The following is an 18,335-nucleotide window of genomic DNA, read 5'->3' on the forward strand; positions in this document are numbered from 1 at the left end:
CCGTCGGCACGATCGGGAAGGCGGCGGCCCCGGCCCCGGTACGGGGTCCGTACGGGCGGGGCATCGACCGCGATGCCCGTACGGCTGCGGTCGGCACCCATTCCACGACTTCAACAGCACTTGAAGTCAAGCCCCATCCGAGGCGAGGCCCCGCCCGAGGGTGCCGCTCCGGGGCGGGGTAGCCTCGCTCCCGGCGGGGGCCTGCGGAGGACAGACACGGACAAGACGGACATGGGTGGGCGGATGACGGAGCAGCAGCACGGCTACTGGCGGGCGTCGGACGGTTCGGCGGTCAGCGCCGGCCAGGCGCACATCGTGTGGACCAGGGCGGCCTACCCCGCCCTGGTGGAGGTGGCGCGCCGCTACCACGCGGTGATCACCTACGCGGACCTGGCCGAGGCGGTGCAGGAGGCCTCCGGGGTGCGCACCCGGGTCAACCAGCGGCACTGGATCGGCAAGGTGCTGTCCCTGGTGATCCGCGAGGCGCACCGGCGCGGCGACCCACCGCTGACCGCCCTGGTGGTGCACGCCACGGACGGCAAGGTCGGCCCCGGCTACCAGGAGGTGCTGGCGGTGGCCGGACAGCCGCCGGTGGCCGCGGAGATGGACCGCGAGCAGCACGCGGCCGCCGCCCGCCTGGCCTGCTACCGGCACTTCGGCGCCGACCTGCCCGCCGACGGCGGCACGCCCGCCCTGGCCCCGCGCCTGCGCGCCTCGGTGGAGCGCAAGGCCGCCGCCACCGCCCCGCCGCGCCCGCCGGCGATCTGCCCGACCTGCTTCCTCCAGCTGCCCGCGACGCGGGTGTGCGACTCCTGCGGGGCGACCATCGCGCCGTGAGCGGGGGCGTACGGCGGTGAGCGGTGCGCCGGGGTGGGCCGTGGACGCGGCCCACCCCGGGCACCGGCCCCGGCGGCGGAAGGGCCGGACATCCCGTTCGGCCGGACATCCGGGTCCCGAGGACGGGCGGCGGACCCGCCGTCAGCCCACCGGCCCCTGGGCGGCGACCAGCCGGGCCCGGCCGTCGCGCAGCCGGTAGGACAGGCCCACCACCGCCACCTTCCCCTCGGCGATCCGGGCGGCCAGCGTCTGCGAGCGCTCCACCAGCAGGTCCACGGTCTGACGGATGTGCTCGTCCACGATCCCGTCCCGGTCCTCGATGCCCGCCGCCCTGGCGGACAGCACGCTCGGGGTCACCCGCTCCACCACGTCCCGGACGAAGCCGCCCGGCAGCCGCCCCTGCTCCAGGGAGTCCAGCGCCGCCGCCACCGCACCGCAGGAGTCGTGCCCCAGCACCACCACCAGCGGGCAGTCCAGCACGCCCACCCCGTACTCGATGCTGCCCAGCGCCTCCGCACCGGTGACGTGCCCGGCGGTGCGCACCACGAACAGGTCGCCCAGACCCCGGTCGAAGATGATCTCGGCGGCCAGCCGGGAGTCCGAACAGCCGAACAGCACCGCGAAGGGCCGCTGCGCCGGGGCGAGCGCCGCGCGGCGCCCGGCGTCCTGGTTGGGGTGCTCGGGGTTGCCCGCGACGAAGCGGGCGTTGCCCTCCATCATCACCCGCAGTGCCTGGGCGGGGTCGGTCAGGAAGTCGTCCGTCGGGCCTTGCGGCGAGCCGTCCGCCCGGGGGGAGACCGGGCCGGGCTCGGGTGCGGATATCGGTGTGGGGATCATGCCAGCACCCTAGATCGCCGCAGGTGGAGCCCGCAGCCGGGGGTCACGGTGCGGACGGCGGACGCGACCCGCCGTCGGCGGCCGGGCGGCTACGGGCGGGGCGCACGGCGAGGACGGTGACGTCGTCGCGGCTGTGGCCGCCGCTCCAGTGGCGGGCCCGTCGGTCGAGGGCCTCGGGCAGGGCGTCGGCGGGGGTGGCGGCGAGGTCGGCCAGGCCCCGTTCGACCGGGTAGAACATGCCGGAGGCGTCCTGGGCCTCGGTGATGCCGTCGGTGAGCAGCACCAGTACTCCGTCCCCGGGCAGCGCGAAGCGCCGCACGGGCCGCAGGCCGCCGGTGGGGGCGGCCAGCGCGGCGAGGCCCAGCGGGATCCCGGGATCCAGCGGGACGGGCTCGACGCGGCCGTCCGGGTGCAGCAGGTAGGGGGAGAGATGGCCGCAGTTGACGGCCCGCACCTCGGTGGCGGAGCGCTCCTCCTCCCCGCCGGGGCCGCGGACGCACAGCACGGTGGCCGTGACGAACCGTTCCTGCTCGCCGCTCTGCACCGCGTAGGCGTTGTGCCGCTCCACCGCCGCCTCCAGGGCGTCGGCGACGGCGGCCAGGTGCGGCTCGCGGAAGGCCGCCTCCCGGAAGGCGCTCAGCACCGCGAAGCCCGTCCCGATCGCGGGCAGGCCCTTGCCCTGGACATCGCCGACCAGCACCCGGGTGCCGTGCGGGGTGGCGGCGATGTCGTACAGGTCGCCGCCGACCAGGGCGTCCTGCTCCACCGGCCGGTACAGCCCGTCCAGGCGCACGTCCGACGTGGTGACGGGCAGCGGGCGCAGCAGCTGGCGCTGGAGGGCGACGGCGCTCTGCCGCATCCGGGACAGCTGCCGCTCGCGCCGCACCCGCCGCGCGCACAGGCCGATCACCGCGCCCTCGGCGGCGATCACGCCCAGCAGGGTGCCCAGCCGGGCCGTCAGGTCGCCGGGCGGGAACAGCACCGAGTGGACCACGACCACGGCGGTCACCCACACCGAGACGGCCACCGTCTGGGCGACGGTGCCCAGGCCCGCCAGCAGCGCGGGCAGGAACACCAGCAGCAGCACCAGGCGCGAGCCGGTGCCGCTGACCGCCTGGACGAGCAGCGCGACGGCGGTGGCGGCCAGCACGCCGAGGGCCACCGTCCGGTTGCCGGGCGCGCGCGGGGCGGCGGATCGCTGGTCGTCGCCGTCCACCCCTGCCGCCCTTTCCGCCGTCCGGCCGTTGCTCCAGGGTGGTCGGCGCGGCAGGGCGGGCGCGAGCGGGCTGCGCCGTGCGGGGGACACCGGGTGGGCAAGCCGTCTGTCGGTGGCACTCGGTACGGTGGCCGGTGTGTCCACCTCGTCCCCACCCTCCCGTGTGTCCCCCGCGAACCGCGTGCCGCTCGACGACCTCGTGCGGCTGCGCCGGGCCCGGGACCGGATGGACCGCGAGTACGCGCAGCCGCTGGACGTGCCGGCGCTGGCGCGCACCGCGCTGATGTCCTCCGGCCACTTCTCGCGCAGCTTCCGTGCCGCCTACGGCGAGACCCCGTACAGCTACCTCATGACCCGCCGGATCGAGCGGGCCAAGGCGCTGCTGCGGCGCGGGGACCTGAGCGTGACCGAGGTGTGCATGGCGGTGGGCTGCACCTCGCTGGGCTCCTTCAGCACCCGCTTCACCGAGCTGGTCGGGCAGAGCCCCAGCGCCTACCGGGCCGGCGACCACGAGGAGGGCGCGGCGATCCCGGCCTGCATCGCCAAGATCCGCACCCGTCCGGTGCGGCGCGCGGAAGCGAAGGAGACGGCGAAGGAGGCGGCGAAGGGCGCCCGGCGGGACGGCGCCCCCGGCGCTCCCGTAGCGTGACGGGCATGAGCATCGAACTCGCGCAGTGCTTCATCGCCGTCGACGACCACGACCGGGCGCTCGCCTTCTACCGGGACGTCCTCGGCTTCGAGGTGCGCAACGACGTCGGCTTCGAGGGCATGCGCTGGGTCACCGTCGGCTCGCCCGACCAGCCCGGCGTCGAGATCGTCCTGGAGCCCCCGCTGGCCGACCCGCACGCCTCCGAGAGCGACCGCCAGGCCGCCGCCGAACTCCTCGCCAAGGGGCTGCTGCGCGGCGTCATCTTCCGCACCGACGACTGCGACGCCACCTTCGAGCGGCTGCGGGCGGCCGGCGCCGAGGTCCTGCAGGAGCCGATGGACCAGCCCTACGGGGTGCGCGACTGCGCCTTCCGCGACCCGTCGGGCAACATGCTGCGCTTCAACCAGCCGCGTACGAGGTAGCGGCCGGCCGTAGGCGCGCGGCGGCGGTCGGACGGGCCGGATCCGGCGGCGCAAGGGGGCGTTCGATCCGGCCCGCACGGGTGCGCGGGGTGCGGGTTCAGGCGGAGCGGGCCGGGACGGGGTAGTCGGGCAGGGCGATGTCGCCGGCCTTGGCGAACTGGGCGGCCAGGACGGGGCGCAGCGGCCAGCGGCCCATCCAGCGCATGGAGGCGGCGCGCAGGCGGATCATCAGGGCGCTGTCGGGCGCGTAGCCGTTCAGGCCGCCGGGCGGCAGTTCCTGGGCGCGGGTCACGTAGGGGCGCATCAGCTCCTCGTAGCGGGCGAAGGCGCGGCGGAAGTCGCCCGCGGCGGCGGCGAGTTCGCCGGCCAGCAGGTAGGCGCCGACCAGGGCGAGGCTGGTGCCGAGGCCGGTGAGGGGGCTGGGGCTGTAGCCGGCGTCGCCGAGCAGGGCGACACGGCCGCGGCTGTAGTGGTCGAGGCGGATCTGGCCGAAGGAGTCGAAGGCGAAGTCCCCGGCGGTGTGCATCCCGGCGAGCAGCCGGTCGACCTCCCAGCCGGCGCCGGCGAAGCGCTCGGCGAGCAGGCGCCGCTGGGCGGCGGTGTCGCGGCGGTCGTACGCCAGGGGCGCGCAGCGCAGGCCGAGGGAGGCCTTGACCTCGCCGGGCAGCCGTCCGGGGCGGGCACCGGCGACGAGGCCGCCGGGGGCGTTGTACATCAGGAACCAGCCGTCGAGGGCGAGGGCGAGGGCGGGGTCGTGGACGGTGAACCAGGCGTGGTAGCCGCCGAGGGGGCGGTGGGCGCCGTCGCCCGGGAAGGCGAGGCGGCGGACCGCGGAGTGCAGCCCGTCCGCGCCGACGACCAGGGCGAAGCGGCGGGCGGGGGCGTTCTCGAAGGTGACGGTGACGCCGTCGGCGTGCTGGTCGAGCGCGGTGACGGTGTCGTCCCAGAGGTACTCGACGCCGTCGGTGGCCTCGCGCAGCAGGTCGGCGAGGTCGCCGCGGAGGATCTCGATCTCGGAGACGATGCCCTCGCCCTCGAACAGCTCGACGGGTATCCGGGCGGTGGTCCGCCCTCGCCGGTCGACCAGGGCCATGCCGCGCTGCTCGACGCACAGCGCGCGGGCCCGCTCCATCAGGCCCATCCGCTCGATCACGGTGCGCCCGGCGCCGCGCAGGTCGACGGCCTGCCCGCCGGGGCGCGGGGCGGGGGCGCGCTCGACGACGGTGGGGGTGAAGCCGTGGCGGCGCAGCCAGTAGGCGAGGGCGGGACCGGCGATGCCGGCGCCGGAGACGAGGATGTCGGTGTCGGTGGTGCGGTTGTCCATGCGGAGGAATGTACGCCGTACGCATTCCTCCAACAAGCCTTTTTGCTGCGGGATTTGAGGCTGGTGCACTAGTGCGGTGAAGTGCCTTGCGGCAGGTCGGGCGGCCTGCGGGAGCCTTCGTGCAGGCGGGCGGCCCGCCAGGTGCACTAGTGCACTGCCCGGGGCCGGCGCCGAGCGGGGCCGGTCACCGAAGGCCTCGTCCGACGCGCACGTGATCACGGCTCGACGCGCACCCCGGTGCGGCACCATGGTGCGATGGACAGCACTCGACAGACAGTCAGTTCCGGCTCCCCCCTCGAACCGCGGATCGGCTTCTCCCGGGCCGTGCGCAAGGGGAACCACGTCGCGGTCGCGGGCACCGCCCCGCTCGGCGATGACGGCACGACGGTCGGCCAGGGCGACGTCCACGCCCAGACCGTCCGCTGCCTGGACATCGCCGAGGCCGCCCTGCGGGAGGCGGGCGCCACGCTCGCGGACGTGGTGCGGACCCGCATCATGCTCACCGACATGAGCCAGTGGCGGGAGGCCGCGCGCGCCCACGGCGAGCGCTTCGCGCAGATCCGCCCGGTCACCACCTTCGTGGAGGTGTCGCGCTTCATCGACGAGCGGTGGCTGGTCGAGGTCGAGGTGGACGCGGTGATCGGCTGACGGACGGGCAGGGCGGCCGGGTCGGCCGACGGGACGGCAGGATCAGCGTGCGGGCGTGGGCGTGGGCGTGGACGCCGGGGCGGTCGGGTCGGCCATCAGGGTGCGCAGCAGGTCCTCGCCCAGGGCGAGGCCGGCCTGCGACTGGTCGGGCAGCTCGTAGTCGCGGTACCACTCGGCGGGTGCCTCCGGATGCGGGCCGCTGACCGCGACCCGGCCCCGCCCGTACGGGGTGACGGCGGCGGCGGTGCGGCCGTTGGGGTAGCGGGCGAGCACGTCCGTGCCCGGGCCGTCGAGGTCGAAGTACGGGCCGTCCTGGAAGTACATCCGCTGTGGGCGGCCGCGCCACAGGACGTCGACCAGGCGGTCCCGCTCGTCGGTGACGGTCGCATCCGGGGAGCGGATGTACTGCCCGGAGTCGCCCGGCAGGAGGTCGAATCCCGGGTCGCCGGCCAGGTAACCGCCCATGCACAGCCCCAGGAAGCGCCCGCCGCCGCGGACGTAGGTGCGCACCAGGTCCGGGGAGAAGCCCGGGTCGCGCGCCAGCAGGCTCCACGCGGTGGCCACCTCCTGCCCGTTGGTGCCGCCGGGCTGCACGTACAGCGCCACGCCCGTCAGCGCCGCCGGGCCGAACCGCACCTGCTCCCCGGGCCCGACGAACCGCACCGCGAACCCGGCCCGCTCCAGCAGCCCCTCTGCCGCCTCCGGGCACCCCTCGCAGGCCGCCGGCCCCCGGTACACCAGTGCCAATGGCTGTCCGTCGTCCCGCCCCGGCGGTGGGACGTCCCCGCTTTGCGGCGGCGTGCCGCCGCACCCCGCCGCCAGCACCAGCACCACTGCCGCCACCAGCCCCGGCACTCGCCCGACCCGCACTCCCGCCATCCCTCCTGAGCAGCCCCGGGCCGCCCGTCGTCACGACGCTACGGGCCGCCGGGGTGTTCCTGAGCGCCGGGCGCTCGATCGGGTGAGTTTGCGGGGGCTGGTGTTGACGGGTGGGGGATTCGAGGCGGGGTGGTGGGGCGTGGGGCTCGCCTCGGCGGATGGGTCCGGCGCCGGGGTTTCGGGTGGTGGTTGTCGCCCGCCGCCACGACGCCACGGGCCGTCGGGCGCGGGCCCCGCGATCGGGCGGGCGCTTTCCTGCCGGAGTTCAGGCGGTGGTCGCGGCCCGTGCCGTCCGGCGCAGCGCCCCCACCACCGCCGACAGGTCCTGCTCGGCGATCGACGGGTGCGCCAGCAACACCTCGCGGGCCGCCGTCAGCACCGGGCCGCCGCCGGCCAGGGCGAGGTCCTTGGCGGCGAGGCGGACCGGGAAGTCCGACTCCGTGCTGAACGCCCGGGCCGCCACCCCCGCGAGCGGCCCGGCCGACAGCACCTCCCGCGCCTGCTCCTGCGGAACGCCCAACTCCTCGCCCGCCGCGAGGACGTCGCCAAGCGCGGTGACGCAGGCGACGATCGCGCCGATCACCACCACCTTCAGCGCCGCGCCCGAGCCCGGGCCGCCGCAGCGCCGCACCCGGCCCAGGTGCTCCAGGACGGGCTGCGCGCGGTCCAGGTCGGCGTCCTCGCCGCCCGCGAAGACCACCAGGTCGCCGGTGGCGGCCGGGCCCACGCTGCCGATCACCGGGGCGTCCACCAGGACGACGCCGTCGGGCAGTCGGGCGCGCAGGCCGGCGGTGGCCTCCGGGCCGATCGAGGACATGTCGATCCACAGCGTGCCCGGAGCCAGCTCGGCCGTGAACCGTCCGGCCACCTCGGCGACGGCCGCCGGGTCGGACAGCATGGTGACGACGACGTCCGCGCCGCGCACGGCCCCGGCCGGGGTGGCGGCCTCGGTGAGGTCCCCGGCGCGGCCGGGGGAGCGGTTCCAGACGGTCAACGGGTAGCCGGCGGCGGCGAGTCGACGGGCCATCGGCAGGCCCATCCGGCCCAGCCCCAGAAAAGCGATCTTCTTCATGGCCACCACGCTAGGAAGCCATGAGCCAGGCGACAAGCGAATGTCCCGCATGGTAGTCATGCCGGATGGACATGGCTTGGCTGGACGTCTTCCGCACCGTCGCGCACCTGGGCTCCTTCACCGCCGCCGGCGAGCGGCTGGGCTTCACCCAGTCCGCGATCTCCCGGCAGATCGCCACCCTGGAACGGGAGTTGGGCACGCCACTGTTCGACCGGCTGGCGCGCGGCGTGCGGCTGACCGAGCACGGACGTGCGCTGCTGCCGCACGCCGAGGCGATGCTGGAGCGGCTCGACACCACCCGGCGCGACCTGGACGCGCTCACCGAACTCACCGCCGGGAGGCTGCGGGTGGGCGCCTTCGACAGCGCCAATGCCGCCCTCGTCCCCGGCGCCCTCGCCGCTTTCCGCGCCGCCCACCCGGACGTGGCGATCAGCCTCACCGAGGGGCTGGCAGCGCACCTGCTGGACCTGCTGCGCGAGGACGCGATCGACCTCGCCCTGGTCGCCTCGTACACCGAACTCGCCGACGAAGGCGATCAGTTCGACTTCCGTCCGCTGATGGAGGACCCGGTGCTGGTCGCCCTCCCGCGCGGGCACCGCCTCGCCGGACGCCGCCGCCTGCGGCTGGCCGACCTCGCCGACGAACCGTGGATCGCCGCCCGCCGGCACGCCGAATCCACCCTCCTCGCCGCCTGCGTCCGCAGCGGCTTCCAGCCCCGCATCGAGTACGCGGTCTCCGCCTGGACCGCCAAACTCGGCCTGGTCGCAGCGGGACTGGGCGCCACCCTCATCCCCTCCCTGGCCGCCCGCGTCGGCCGCCCCGGCATCGCCCTCATCCCGCTGCACCCGGACGACACCCCGGTGCGGCAGGTGTACACCGTGACGCGGCGCGGGCAGCGGGTGCCGCCGGCGGTCGAGGCCTTCGGGGCGTTCCTGCGGGAGGCCGCCGCGGGCCGTTGACGGCGGGTCGGGCACGGGAGTTCCCGCAACACCCCTCGCGGGCCGTGGCGCCGCCTCAGTCGGCCGTCGGACGCACGCGCGGGCGCAGGCGTTCGCCCTGCGGTCCGAACATGATCAGGTATTCGGCCGGCCCGCCGCGTCCGGCGTTGGCGACCCCGTGCGGGGTGCGGGTGTCGAACTCGGCGACCTCCCCGGCGGTGAGGACGAGGTCGTGTTCGCCGAGCGCCAGCCACAAGCGGCCGGAGAGCACGCACAGCCACTCGTACCCCTCGTGCGACACCTGCCGTGGCCGCGACGGCGGGTCGTCGGTGGCGGGCAGGACGTGCTTGTGGGCGTGCAGACCCCCGACGTACCGGGTCAACGGCAGCACCGCCTTGCCGTCCGCCGGGCGGCGGGGGACGGGCCGGGGCGCCTCGCGCGGCGCGGCGGGCGCGAGGCCGGCGAGCTCGTCCAACGAGACGCCGTAGGCCCTCGCCAGGTGCAGCAGCAGTTCCAGGTTCGGCTTGCGCCGGCCGTTCTCGACCCGCGACAGCGTGCTGAGGCCGACGCCGGTCGCGCGGCTCGCCTCGGTGAGGGTGTGGCCGTGCCGTTCCCGTACGGCCCGCAGCCGGTCCCCCATGGCGGCCAGCACACCGGCGATGCCGTCCTCGGCCATCGCGACTCCTCCCCTCCTCGGTGCGGGGCCCACGCAGACCGCCCCTGTCCTGCAAGTTTGCCAAAACGTCAAGGCCGGTCGCATCCCCCGGCCGCCGCACCGCATGATCGGTGCGCAACCGCGGCCACCGGCACCCCGAGGAGAAGCCATGCACCAGCCCGAACCGTCCACAGGCCTGCGCCACCGCACCGTCGACGCCCCCGCCGGACGGCTGCACCTGGTCGAGCAGGGCGCCGGGCCGCTGGTCCTGCTCGTCCACGGCTTCCCCGAGTCCTGGTACTCCTGGCGCCACCAGCTCCCGGCCCTCGCCGCGGCGGGGCACCGCGCGGTCGCACTCGACGTGCGCGGCTACGGCCGGTCCTCCAGGCCCTCCGCGACGCGGGAGTACCGGATGCGCGCCCTCGTCGAGGACAACCTCGCCCTGGTGCACGCCCTGGGCGAGCGGACGGCGGTGATCATCGGGCACGACTGGGGCGCGAACATCGCGGCCGCCTCCGCCCTGCTCCACCCCGAGGTCTTCCACGCGGTGGGCCTGCTCAGCGTCCCCTACACCCCGCCCGGCGGCCCCCGCCCCAGCGACGTCTTCGCGCGGATGAGCGGCGGCCAAGGGGCCGGGGAGCAGGAGTTCTACGTCTCCTACTTCCAGGAGCCGGGCCGGGCCGAGGCCGAGATCGAACCCGACGTCCGGGGCTGGCTCGCCGGGTTCTACGCCGCCCTGTCCGCCGACACCATGCCGGCGCCGGGGCAGCCCGACCCGCACTTCGTCAGCGGCGGCGGGACACTGCGCGAGCGGTTCCCCGCGGACCGGCTGCCCTCCTGGCTCACCGAAGCCGATCTCGACCACTACGCCGGGGAGTTCGAGCGCACCGGCATGACCGGAGCACTCAACCGCTACCGGAACATGGACCGCGACTGGGAGGACCTCGCCGACCTCGACGGATCCCCCCTCACCCAGCCGTCCCTGTTCGTCGGCGGCGCCCTGGACGCCTCCACGACCTGGATGGCCGACGCCATCGACGCCCACCCGGCCACGCTCCCCGGCCTGCTCTCCTCCCACATCCTGGACGGCTGCGGCCACTGGGTCCAGCAGGAACGCCCCCGGGAGGTCAACCGCCTGCTGACCTCCTGGCTCGCGAAGGTGGCCCCGCCGGCGCCCCGGCGGTAGCGGACGACGGCACCGCCGCAGCCGCAGACCGGCCGCAGGACCGCCCTGGTCAGCAGACGGTGTCCGCGGCCGGCAGCACGCCCGTCGACAGGTAGGCGTCGACGGCCCGGTCGGCGCACGCGTCGTAGCCGTTGAGGTAGAGGGTGTGGACGCGGCCCGGGACGGTGACCAGGCGGGAGCCGGGCAGACGGGAGTGCAGGGCGAGCGCGCCCTGGTAGGGGGCGTGGCTGTCGCCGGTGGCGTGGAGCTGGAGGGCGGGGACGGCGTTGCGCACCTCGACGGGCGGCTCCAGCGGGGCGCTGCGCCAGGAAGCGCACGGGGTGGGGCCGTTGTACACCGGGCCGAAGACCGGCTCGGCGGCGCGGGAGCGCCCGACGGCCTCGCGGTACCACGCGGACGAGCGCGGCATCGCCACGTCGTCGCACAGGATGCCGACCGTGGACGAGAGACCGACGCCGCCGTCCGGGCCCGGGGCGAGGAGCACGGTCAGCAACTCGTGCAGCGCCGGGCCCGCCTGGACCGGCTTGCCGTCGGCGGCGTCCAGCAGCTGCCGCAGCACGTCCGCGTAGGCGGCGTTGTCGCGGTCGTCGCCCTGGCAGAACGCGAGCAGGACCGGCAGCAGGGCGCCGTCGAGCCGGTAGCCGTCGACGGCGATCGGCGCGGCCTCGGCCCGGCGCACCAGGTCCTCGACGGTCGCCCGCACCGCCGCCGGGGTGGAGCCCAGACGGTAGACGGCGTCCTGCGGCGCGGCCCAGGCGGAAAAGCCGTCCAGGGCACGCTCGTTGGCACCGGCCATGTCCTGGAACGCCCCGATGCCGTACCGCGCCGGGTCGAGCGCGCTGTCCAGCACCAGCCGGTCGACGCGCTGCGGGAACAACTGCGCGTACACCGCGCCCAGCAGCGCGCCGTAGGACTGCCCGAAGAAGGAGGTCCGCTGCTCGCCCATCGCCGCGCGCAGCACGTCGACGTCCCGGGCGGTGTTGCGGGTGGTCAGGTGCGGCAGCAGGTCGGGGTACTTGTTCCAGCAGGCGTCCGCGTCGGCCTTGGCCATGCGCCAGGCCTGCTCGAAGCCCGCCCTGCCGGCGCCGGCCGAGCGAAGCCAAGTGCCGCGCGTGAGACCGCAGTCCAGGCCGCCGCCGGCGCCGACCCCGCGCGGGTCCATGCCGACGATGTCGAAGGCCGCCGCCGTCCCGGGCGCCATCTGCTCCCGCAGCGCGACCGGCATGCCCAGCCCGCGCTCGCCGGGGCCGCCGGGGTTGGTCTGGAGTATGCCGCGGCGCCCCGCGGGGTCGGCGGACCGGACCCGGGAGACGGCGAGCGACAGGGTGCGGCCCCGCGGCTCTCGGTAGTCCAGCGGGACGGTCAGGGCCGCGCACTCGGCGCCGGCGGCCGCCAGCTGCGGGTCCTGGCAGACGGCCCAGGCGAGCGGCTGGCGGTGGTAGCGCTCCAGCGGGTCCGAGGCGGCCGACGGAGCCGAGGAGGCAGGGCCGGCCGCGGTGAGCACGGTGGCCGCGGACAGGGCGAGAGCGGTGGCGAGCGCCGGTGCGGTCTTCATGTGGGCCAGCCTAGAAGGGAGTTGACCACCACAGGGATCAGGCCCCCGGATTCGCCTTGACCTCAAGTCGGCTTGAGGTCCTACGGTCGGTCGCGTCCTGACGATCAGTTGAAGGAGCACCGGACATGACGATCAAGACCTACGAGCCGCAGATCATCGCCGCCCAGCCCATCGGGGCCTGGACGGGCGAGGTCTACCGCCGCGTGGTGGTGGAAGGCCTGCGCAAGCAGCTGGCCGTGGAAGGCCTCACCCAGCCGCACTGGTGGACACTCAACCACGCGGCCGGCCGCCCCGGCGGATGGACCCGCACGACCCTGATCGAGCGGCTCACCCCGTACGACGACCAGGACGCCGCCTTCGACGCCGTCTTCGACGACCTGATCACCCGCGGCTGGCTGACCGAGGACGCCGCCGGGGCGTTCACGCTGACCGCGGAAGGCGAGGCCGGCCGCCTGCGCGCCCGCGAACGCAACCTGAAGATCAACGAGCGCGCCCACGAGGGCATCGACACCGACGAATTCGTGACCACGATCAACGTGCTGCGCCGCATGGCGGCGAACCTGGGCGGCAACGGCAACCTCCCCGACTGACCTTTCCCGACGCGGCGGAGGAGCCCCCGGACCCCGGTCCCGGGCCTCCTGTGTCGCCCGGGCACAGGAGGGAATTGACCCACGTAAACGGTCGCTGATTGCCACATGATCGGGGGTCTTTCCGGCCGTAGGTTGGTCACATGACGACGACGAAGAACACCGCCGCCCCCGTACTGACCCGCTGCGCCGAGGCCGAGACCTGCACCGACCCGAGCGCCACCATGACGCTGCTGGCCGACTCGGCCCCGGCGGAGGGCGGCTTCACCGTCTACCGCTCCACCTTCGCCGCCGGCGCCGCCGGAGCGCCCGCCCACCTCCACACCCGGGCGTGGGAGCTCTTCTTCGTGATCAGCGGCTCGTTGCGGGTGCTGGTCGGCGAGGAGGTCACCGTGCTGGGCGCGGGCGACTTCCTCGCCGTGCCCCCGCACACCCCGCACGCCTTCGCCGCCGCCCCGGGCGCCGAGGCCGACGTGCTGTGCGTGTTCACCCCCGGCATGGACCGCTTCGACTACCTGCGCCTGCTGGGCAGCGTCATGCGCGGCGAGAGCGACCCGGGCGCGATCGCCGCCTCGGCGGAACGCTTCGACAACCACTACGTGGACAGCCCGGCCTGGCGGGCGGCCCTGGCGGGCGACGGCGCCTGAGGCCCGCGCGCAGCCGCCCGACGGGCCGGGTCCGCCCGGGTGTGGAACGGTGGTACCCCGGGAGTGTCCCGGTCGCGAGAGGAGTGGCCATGTCGTCGAAGCGCCGCCGCAAGAAGAAGGCCAGGGCCAGGCGCGGGGCCAACCACGGCCGCCGCCCCCAGTGCTGAGCCGCGGCTGAACGGGTGAGGACGCCCGGACGGCCTTCCCCGGCCGGTCCGGGCGCTGCCCGAAAAGGCCCCTGCCCCAAGAAAGCCCGGCTCAGCGCCGCCCGCGCCCCAGGAAACCGCCGCGCGCCACCTTGTGGTACTGGCAGTAGGCGACCCAGTTCGCGCCGAACACCAGCTCCAGGACCACGCCCCGCCCGTCCGCGCGGACCTCGCTCAACAGCTGCGCCGCGTCCGCGTCCGGCGGGGTCTGCTCCAGCACGAAGAGCCGGTTGATGTACGGGCCCGCCGGAATCGGGTCCCGTGGCGGGATCCCGGGCCGGTCCCAGGTCAGCGTCACGCCGGGGCTGGACAGGCAGGGGGAGCCCATCCGCCAGCCGTTGGCGTCGATGCCGCCGTCGCGGTACCAGCGCAGCGCGTGGTCGAGGCTCCCGCTCGGATCCGGCCCCTGGCCGTGGGCCTGCCACTCGGCCACGTCCGCCGCCGCGATCCGGGGCAGGACGTCGAGGACGTCCTCCCGGACCACGAAGTAGGCGCGGGCGTAGATCCGGCAGACCAGCAGCGTGTGTCCGGGGTGGTCCGAGCCGTGGAACGTCGGGCGGGTGGACTGGTCCAGGACCTGGGTCAGCACGTGCTCGACCCCCTCCACCGCCCCCAGCGCCTCGACCAGCCCCCGGATCCGCTCCCGCTCCGCCGCCCGGGCCGCCCGCGCCGTCGGCGAGTCGACCAGCTTGAGCTTGCGCCGCTCGGTGGGCCAGTGCAGCGCCCGCAGCTCCTGCACGCCGTTGAGGAGCGGGTTCACCAGCATGACGACGAGGTAGACGAGGCTCGTCGCCACGTCCTTCAGCAGCTTCTTCACCAGCAGGGGATCCTCTCGGGTCGCACGCGCGTCTGCGCCCACACCCTGCCCCGCCCGCGCCCGGCCCCGCAATCCGCTCCTGTGCTCAACTCCCCTCCGTGCCTGACCAGTTGCCGAGCGCGTCCGCCGGGACTGGGGCGGCGGGCGCCCTTCCGTCTTCCCCGCGTTCGCGTCCTGGACCAGCCCGACCGCTCCGCCGGATCAAAGCGACACCTTCCCGGAGACGGACAACCACGGCAGAATTCCAGGCGTGAGCGACCCTTTGAGCGAGGCGTGGGACTTCCAGACCCAAGCAGCAGCGGAACAGGACGACTTGTGCCGGATTCCCGGCCGGTCGTGGGTTCCGCCCATCCTGCAGGACCTGGTCCTCGCCGCGAGAAACACCTCGCTGGGCCGCTACTACCCGTTCACGAGTCATGCATCGCTTCGGTTCAGCACAGGGCCCCAGTGGTGGCTCGGCGACGGAGACATCCTCGCCATCGCCATCGCGCTCGTCCCCGAAGGGCGCTATCTCGTCTACGTCCAGACATCGCACGACGGGTCGTACTCGGCGGAACTCGAAACCACCAGTGCTGACGAAGCGGCCGCCAAGGCAGAACAACTGGTGAGCGCCGCCGGCTGAGTTCAATTGCCGGACCGCCGAGCTGCAACAACACGCCCGTTCATACAGATCCGGTCAGAGCCACCGAGGTGGTCCCGCCGGGGGCGCCGCCGTCAGGCGATCCGCCGGCTGCGCTGCCGCAGGCCGGGGCGGCGGCCGGTGAGGGCGTCGAGCGCCAGGACGGTGCCCTTGGCGGTGGTCACGTACACCACGCCGTCCGCGTAGACCGGGCTGCCGGCCGTGGCGTCCAGGGCCCGCCGCCAGTGCACCGTGCCTGTGGCCGGGTCGATCCGCATCAGCGCGCGGTTGCGGGCCGCGCCGACCACCCAGGCGTTGGCGCCGCTGACCGTGACGGCGGAGGCCCCGTGCGGGCCGGCGAGGTGCCAGCGCCGCATGCCGGTGGCCCGCTCCAGGGCGTGGACGCCGGTCCGGGAGTCGCCGACGAGGACCAGGTCGTCCGTGATCGCCGGGCTGTCGTCGATCGCACCGCCGCCGACCTCGACGCCCCAGCGCCGCTTGCCGGTGGCCGCGTCGAAGGCGTGCACCAGACCGGCGCCGGTGCCGAGGTAGACGGTGCCGTCCGCGACGCTCGGCGAGCACAGGGCGAGGTAGCGCTCGGCGTTGTCGTCGTACCAGGCCCGCTTGCCGTCCTCCACTCGGAAGGCACCCAACTGCCCCTTGACGCCCGTGACATAGACGAGGCCCTGGGCCACCCCAGCCGCCGAGCAGGAGCCGTCCGGCAGGTGCTGCTCCCACCGCCTTCGGCCGGAGCGCGCGTCCGTCGCGACCAGCGTGCTGGAGCGGGTGTGGTGCAGCGAGAACTCCGACATGCTCACGGCGTAGACCACGCCGTCGGCGACGGTGGGCGCGGCCGAGGTGCCGACGCGGGTGTTCCAGCGCTCGACGCCGTCGGCGGTGCCGAGCGCGCGCAGCAGACCGTCCTCGCCGACCAGGTGGACGGTGCCGTCCGCGACGGCCGGGGTGCGGGTCATCCGGTCCTGTGCGCGGTGGCGCCAGCGCAGTTCGCCGGTGAGCGCGTCCAGGGCGTAGCAGTGCTCTCCGGCGGTCTGGTAGAGGGTCCCGGCGCAGACCACGGGGGCGGAGCCGGGGCGGTCGGGCAGACGGACGCTCCAGGGCCGGAAGCCGGGCGGGGCCGCGGCTTCGGGGTGGACGCCGGTGTGGGCAGGCCCGCCGCGGTACATGGCGGCCGGGCCGGTGGCCGTGGGCGTGGGCATAGTTGTGGGCGGTGGTGTCGTGGCGGCGGGGGAGGTGTGCGTCCGCTCGGGGCGGCGGTCGCCCCACAGGGCCGGGTCGGCGAGTTCGACGAGGCGGGTCAGCGAGCGCAGGACGGACAGCGGCTGCTCGGTCCTTGCCGAGGGCCCGTCGTTGCCGACGTAGCAGAGCCAGCGGCCGTCCACGCGCCACTCCAGCCAGCGGCGGTCGTCGGCGTACTCCCGGACGGTGGGGGTCAGCAGGCGTGCGGCGACATCGGGATCGGTGGTGTCGACCAGGTGGACGGCGTCGTACGCGAGGTCGCCGCTCTGGTACAGGTGGTGGCCGGTCTCCAGGACGCTGCGGCGTAGCAGCGGCAGCACCGTGTCGATGCCCAGCGTGTGGCGGGAGACCACCACCAAGGGGAGCGGTTGGGGGAGTTCGACCAGGTAGACCGCGCGTATGCCGTCGCCGGTCGGGCCGAGCACCCAGTCGAACACGGTGACCTGGTGGCCGTCGAGTTCGCCGCCGGCCGCGAACCGGGCGCGAGGCGTGGCGTCGCGGCCGCCGGCGAGTACGGCGCCGCGCCAGCGCTCGGCCAGTTCCGGGCTCTCCTCGCGGAAGTCCCAGCCCTGTTCGGCCGCCAGGCGCTGCCGCTCGGCCCGACGCCGGCGCAGTTCGGCGTGCTCCGCCCCGATTCCCCAACGCCCCATGCCCCACCTCCGGTTGCGAGACCACGAACCGTATCGCGTGGGGCGGACACGGAGCATTGCCGTGTCGTACCGGCACCTGGCGGCGTACGCCGGCCGTTCGCGAGCGTGCGGGCTCGCTCTCGGGTGCCGGGGATCGCGGGCGGCGGGCCCGGAGGACCCGGAGGTCCCGGGCCCTAACGTCCGAGGTGATCGGCGAGGGCCTCGATCGTGCGGCGCCGCGCGGTGTACATCGACACCGCCGAGCCGTCCGCGAAGTGCAGCCGGAACCGAGCCATCGCCTGCAGCCTCGGGCGCCGCTCCACCCGCAGGACCAGCTGCCGCGGAGCGTGCCACAGCAGCTCGCCGGCCTTGCGGACGTCCAGCGTCGTGACGAACGCGGTCCGGCGGTCGGTGACGGCCAGCAGCCTGGTCCGCGCCCCGCCCGTCGTCGTCGGAAAGCCGCTCGCGAGGCTGCCCGACTGCCCTGACAGCGCACCGAGTTGCCCCAGCTTGTTGCCGACCCGTGCCCCCATCCCGTCGCCGACCCCGCGCGCCCCGGCCACCGGCACCACCGTCGCGACGTCCAACAGGTGCTCGCCCGGTTCCAGCAGGGGTTCCACGGCATTGCGGTAGCGGTTCATCAGAGCTTGAGTCATGCCGTCAGACTAGATGGCCAGGTGGACGGCGGCTCGACGCGCCCGGTGATCCGGGTGGGGCCCGGCGCGCCGTGGAACTGAGCGTCCCGCCGGGGTGAGGCGTGCGCAGGGCTGAACCCGGCAACGAATCGACGCCGAGCCCGTCGTCGGATCCGACCCGCGCGAACGTGTACACCACAGGCGCCACCCCCCGATGGCGCACGCCCTCCGACCCGCCGACCCCAACGGCCCGCGCGGCGCCGCCGTACCCGGACCCCCTACCGCCCGGACCGGACCCGACCCGGGCAGGCCCCGGCACCCACCGCGGTCCGGCAGGACGGCATGCCCCCGGCGAACGGCCGCCACCCGGGCGCCCATGACCGTGCACCTCACCACCTTCACCCCGAAGGAGTTCTGACCATGCGGAAGCTCATCATCGACCTGGTCGAGCGCACCGTCGCCACGTACGCCGCGGCGTTCCTCGGCCTGCTGCTGGCCGACAGGTTCGACCTGACGTCGTTCAGCGCGCTCAAGGCGGCGGCGGTAGCGGCCCTGCCGGCCGCGCTGACCGTGGTCAAGGGGGCGGTGGCGACCCTCGTCGGCGACCCGAACTCGGCTGCGCTGCTGGCCCGCAGCCGGGACTGACCGAACCGGCATCCTGCCGGGGCGCGCTTCCTCCTGAACGAGCGCCGCGTGCCGGCCGCCGCTATGCGGTCGGCC

Annotated in this window: 20 protein-coding genes; 10 read left to right on the forward strand and 10 right to left on the reverse strand. The window is 75.0% G+C overall.

Annotated elements, in window-relative coordinates; translation table 11 throughout:
- Nucleotides 1-243: 243 nt before the first annotated feature.
- Nucleotides 244-837: a hypothetical protein gene (locus ACFU7Y_RS20405; RefSeq protein WP_380769142.1), complete on the forward strand. Its 594-nt coding sequence runs from the start codon at nt 244-246 to the stop codon at nt 835-837.
- A gap of 141 nt (nt 838-978) precedes the next feature.
- On the opposite strand, the gene ACFU7Y_RS20410 is transcribed toward ACFU7Y_RS20405, so the two are convergent.
- A complete protein-coding gene (locus tag ACFU7Y_RS20410; protein WP_224277779.1) occupies nt 979-1,557 on the reverse strand; it encodes a carbonic anhydrase in 579 nt (192 codons plus the stop codon).
- A 160-nt stretch (nt 1,558-1,717) separates the two neighbouring features.
- Nucleotides 1,718-3,034 (reverse strand): PP2C family protein-serine/threonine phosphatase, encoded by a 1,317-nt coding sequence (locus tag ACFU7Y_RS20415; protein WP_224277773.1) that lies wholly within the window; start codon nt 3,032-3,034, stop codon nt 1,718-1,720.
- Nucleotides 3,035-3,071: 37 nt separating this feature from the next.
- On the opposite strand from ACFU7Y_RS20415, the gene ACFU7Y_RS20420 reads away from it, so the two are divergent.
- The gene (locus ACFU7Y_RS20420; protein WP_224277777.1) at nt 3,072-3,539 is read left to right on the forward strand and encodes a helix-turn-helix transcriptional regulator; all 468 of its coding nucleotides are present in this window, start codon (nt 3,072-3,074) and stop codon (nt 3,537-3,539) included.
- Between the two features lie 5 nt (nt 3,540-3,544).
- The gene (locus tag ACFU7Y_RS20425; RefSeq protein ID WP_380769144.1) at nt 3,545-3,961 is read left to right on the forward strand and encodes a VOC family protein; all 417 of its coding nucleotides are present in this window, start codon (nt 3,545-3,547) and stop codon (nt 3,959-3,961) included.
- A gap of 97 nt (nt 3,962-4,058) precedes the next feature.
- On the opposite strand, the gene ACFU7Y_RS20430 is transcribed toward ACFU7Y_RS20425, so the two are convergent.
- On the reverse strand, nt 4,059-5,285 hold the full coding sequence (locus tag ACFU7Y_RS20430) for an FAD-dependent monooxygenase (RefSeq protein WP_380769145.1): 1,227 nt from the start codon (nt 5,283-5,285) through the stop codon (nt 4,059-4,061).
- 255 nt (nt 5,286-5,540) lie between these two features.
- Here ACFU7Y_RS20430 and ACFU7Y_RS20435 point away from each other — a divergent pair, with 255 nt between their 5' ends.
- On the forward strand, nt 5,541-5,933 hold the full coding sequence (locus tag ACFU7Y_RS20435; protein WP_224277767.1) for a RidA family protein: 393 nt from the start codon (nt 5,541-5,543) through the stop codon (nt 5,931-5,933).
- Between the two features lie 42 nt (nt 5,934-5,975).
- Here ACFU7Y_RS20435 and ACFU7Y_RS20440 read toward each other — a convergent pair whose 3' ends face one another.
- Nucleotides 5,976-6,812, reverse strand: coding sequence for a hypothetical protein (locus ACFU7Y_RS20440; protein WP_380769146.1), 837 nt, complete (start codon nt 6,810-6,812; stop codon nt 5,976-5,978).
- Nucleotides 6,813-7,077: 265 nt separating this feature from the next.
- Complete coding sequence (locus ACFU7Y_RS20445; RefSeq protein WP_380769148.1) at nt 7,078-7,884, reverse strand: NAD(P)-dependent oxidoreductase; 807 nt, start codon at nt 7,882-7,884, stop codon at nt 7,078-7,080.
- Nucleotides 7,885-7,949: 65 nt separating this feature from the next.
- Here ACFU7Y_RS20445 and ACFU7Y_RS20450 point away from each other — a divergent pair, with 65 nt between their 5' ends.
- Nucleotides 7,950-8,843, forward strand: coding sequence for a LysR family transcriptional regulator (locus tag ACFU7Y_RS20450; RefSeq protein ID WP_224277761.1), 894 nt, complete (start codon nt 7,950-7,952; stop codon nt 8,841-8,843).
- Nucleotides 8,844-8,898: 55 nt separating this feature from the next.
- On the opposite strand, the gene ACFU7Y_RS20455 is transcribed toward ACFU7Y_RS20450, so the two are convergent.
- Entirely contained in the window at nt 8,899-9,498 is a 600-nt protein-coding gene (locus ACFU7Y_RS20455; RefSeq protein ID WP_380769150.1) for a helix-turn-helix domain-containing protein, read from the reverse strand.
- 148 nt (nt 9,499-9,646) lie between these two features.
- Between ACFU7Y_RS20455 and ACFU7Y_RS20460 the strand changes: the two genes are divergently transcribed.
- Complete coding sequence (locus ACFU7Y_RS20460; RefSeq protein WP_380769152.1) at nt 9,647-10,663, forward strand: alpha/beta fold hydrolase; 1,017 nt, start codon at nt 9,647-9,649, stop codon at nt 10,661-10,663.
- Between the two features lie 49 nt (nt 10,664-10,712).
- Here ACFU7Y_RS20460 and ACFU7Y_RS20465 read toward each other — a convergent pair whose 3' ends face one another.
- Nucleotides 10,713-12,218 (reverse strand): alpha/beta hydrolase, encoded by a 1,506-nt coding sequence (locus tag ACFU7Y_RS20465; RefSeq protein WP_224277755.1) that lies wholly within the window; start codon nt 12,216-12,218, stop codon nt 10,713-10,715.
- A 125-nt stretch (nt 12,219-12,343) separates the two neighbouring features.
- On the opposite strand from ACFU7Y_RS20465, the gene ACFU7Y_RS20470 reads away from it, so the two are divergent.
- Nucleotides 12,344-12,808 (forward strand): MarR family transcriptional regulator, encoded by a 465-nt coding sequence (locus ACFU7Y_RS20470; RefSeq protein ID WP_380769154.1) that lies wholly within the window; start codon nt 12,344-12,346, stop codon nt 12,806-12,808.
- A gap of 140 nt (nt 12,809-12,948) precedes the next feature.
- Nucleotides 12,949-13,452, forward strand: a complete 504-nt coding sequence (locus tag ACFU7Y_RS20475) for a cupin domain-containing protein (protein ID WP_224277751.1) — start codon at nt 12,949-12,951, stop codon at nt 13,450-13,452.
- Nucleotides 13,453-13,710: 258 nt separating this feature from the next.
- Here the strand turns inward: ACFU7Y_RS20475 and ACFU7Y_RS20480 are convergent, their stop codons facing one another.
- Nucleotides 13,711-14,475 carry a hypothetical protein gene (locus ACFU7Y_RS20480; RefSeq protein WP_224277749.1) on the reverse strand — a complete coding sequence of 255 codons (765 nt, stop codon included), beginning with the start codon at nt 14,473-14,475 and terminating at the stop codon, nt 13,711-13,713.
- A 250-nt stretch (nt 14,476-14,725) separates the two neighbouring features.
- On the opposite strand from ACFU7Y_RS20480, the gene ACFU7Y_RS20485 reads away from it, so the two are divergent.
- Complete coding sequence (locus ACFU7Y_RS20485) at nt 14,726-15,097, forward strand: hypothetical protein (protein ID WP_224277747.1); 372 nt, start codon at nt 14,726-14,728, stop codon at nt 15,095-15,097.
- Nucleotides 15,098-15,189: 92 nt separating this feature from the next.
- On the opposite strand, the gene ACFU7Y_RS20490 is transcribed toward ACFU7Y_RS20485, so the two are convergent.
- Together ACFU7Y_RS20490 and ACFU7Y_RS20495 are read right to left on the reverse strand one after the other, a co-directional pair.
- On the reverse strand, nt 15,190-17,001 hold the full coding sequence (locus tag ACFU7Y_RS20490; RefSeq protein WP_380769156.1) for a PQQ-binding-like beta-propeller repeat protein: 1,812 nt from the start codon (nt 16,999-17,001) through the stop codon (nt 15,190-15,192).
- Nucleotides 17,002-17,174: 173 nt separating this feature from the next.
- A complete protein-coding gene (locus tag ACFU7Y_RS20495; RefSeq protein WP_380769157.1) occupies nt 17,175-17,636 on the reverse strand; it encodes a hypothetical protein in 462 nt (153 codons plus the stop codon).
- A 399-nt stretch (nt 17,637-18,035) separates the two neighbouring features.
- Between ACFU7Y_RS20495 and ACFU7Y_RS20500 the strand changes: the two genes are divergently transcribed.
- On the forward strand, nt 18,036-18,260 hold the full coding sequence (locus ACFU7Y_RS20500) for a holin (RefSeq protein WP_224277736.1): 225 nt from the start codon (nt 18,036-18,038) through the stop codon (nt 18,258-18,260).
- Nucleotides 18,261-18,335 lie beyond the last annotated feature (75 nt).

Origin of the sequence: Kitasatospora sp. NPDC057542 (assembly GCF_042801945.1) — a bacterium.
In the GTDB taxonomy this organism is placed as follows: Bacteria; Actinomycetota; Actinomycetes; order Streptomycetales; family Streptomycetaceae; genus Kitasatospora.

Coding starts and splice junctions, on each gene's coding strand:
- ACFU7Y_RS20405 (WP_380769142.1), top strand. CDS start 244: ATGACGGAGCAGCAGCACGGCTACTGGCGGGCGTCGGACGGTTCGGCG.
- ACFU7Y_RS20410 (WP_224277779.1), bottom strand. CDS start 1,557: ATGATGGAGGGCAACGCCCGCTTCGTCGCGGGCAACCCCGAGCACCCC.
- ACFU7Y_RS20425 (WP_380769144.1), top strand. CDS start 3,545: ATGAGCATCGAACTCGCGCAGTGCTTCATCGCCGTCGACGACCACGAC.
- ACFU7Y_RS20430 (WP_380769145.1), bottom strand. CDS start 5,285: ATGGACAACCGCACCACCGACACCGACATCCTCGTCTCCGGCGCCGGC.
- ACFU7Y_RS20435 (WP_224277767.1), top strand. CDS start 5,541: ATGGACAGCACTCGACAGACAGTCAGTTCCGGCTCCCCCCTCGAACCG.
- ACFU7Y_RS20440 (WP_380769146.1), bottom strand. CDS start 6,812: ATGGCGGGAGTGCGGGTCGGGCGAGTGCCGGGGCTGGTGGCGGCAGTG.
- ACFU7Y_RS20445 (WP_380769148.1), bottom strand. CDS start 7,884: ATGAAGAAGATCGCTTTTCTGGGGCTGGGCCGGATGGGCCTGCCGATG.
- ACFU7Y_RS20450 (WP_224277761.1), top strand. CDS start 7,950: ATGGACATGGCTTGGCTGGACGTCTTCCGCACCGTCGCGCACCTGGGC.
- ACFU7Y_RS20455 (WP_380769150.1), bottom strand. CDS start 9,498: ATGGCCGAGGACGGCATCGCCGGTGTGCTGGCCGCCATGGGGGACCGG.
- ACFU7Y_RS20460 (WP_380769152.1), top strand. CDS start 9,647: ATGCACCAGCCCGAACCGTCCACAGGCCTGCGCCACCGCACCGTCGAC.
- ACFU7Y_RS20465 (WP_224277755.1), bottom strand. CDS start 12,218: ATGAAGACCGCACCGGCGCTCGCCACCGCTCTCGCCCTGTCCGCGGCC.
- ACFU7Y_RS20470 (WP_380769154.1), top strand. CDS start 12,344: ATGACGATCAAGACCTACGAGCCGCAGATCATCGCCGCCCAGCCCATC.
- ACFU7Y_RS20475 (WP_224277751.1), top strand. CDS start 12,949: ATGACGACGACGAAGAACACCGCCGCCCCCGTACTGACCCGCTGCGCC.
- ACFU7Y_RS20490 (WP_380769156.1), bottom strand. CDS start 17,001: ATGGGGCGTTGGGGAATCGGGGCGGAGCACGCCGAACTGCGCCGGCGT.
- ACFU7Y_RS20495 (WP_380769157.1), bottom strand. CDS start 17,636: ATGACTCAAGCTCTGATGAACCGCTACCGCAATGCCGTGGAACCCCTG.
- ACFU7Y_RS20500 (WP_224277736.1), top strand. CDS start 18,036: ATGCGGAAGCTCATCATCGACCTGGTCGAGCGCACCGTCGCCACGTAC.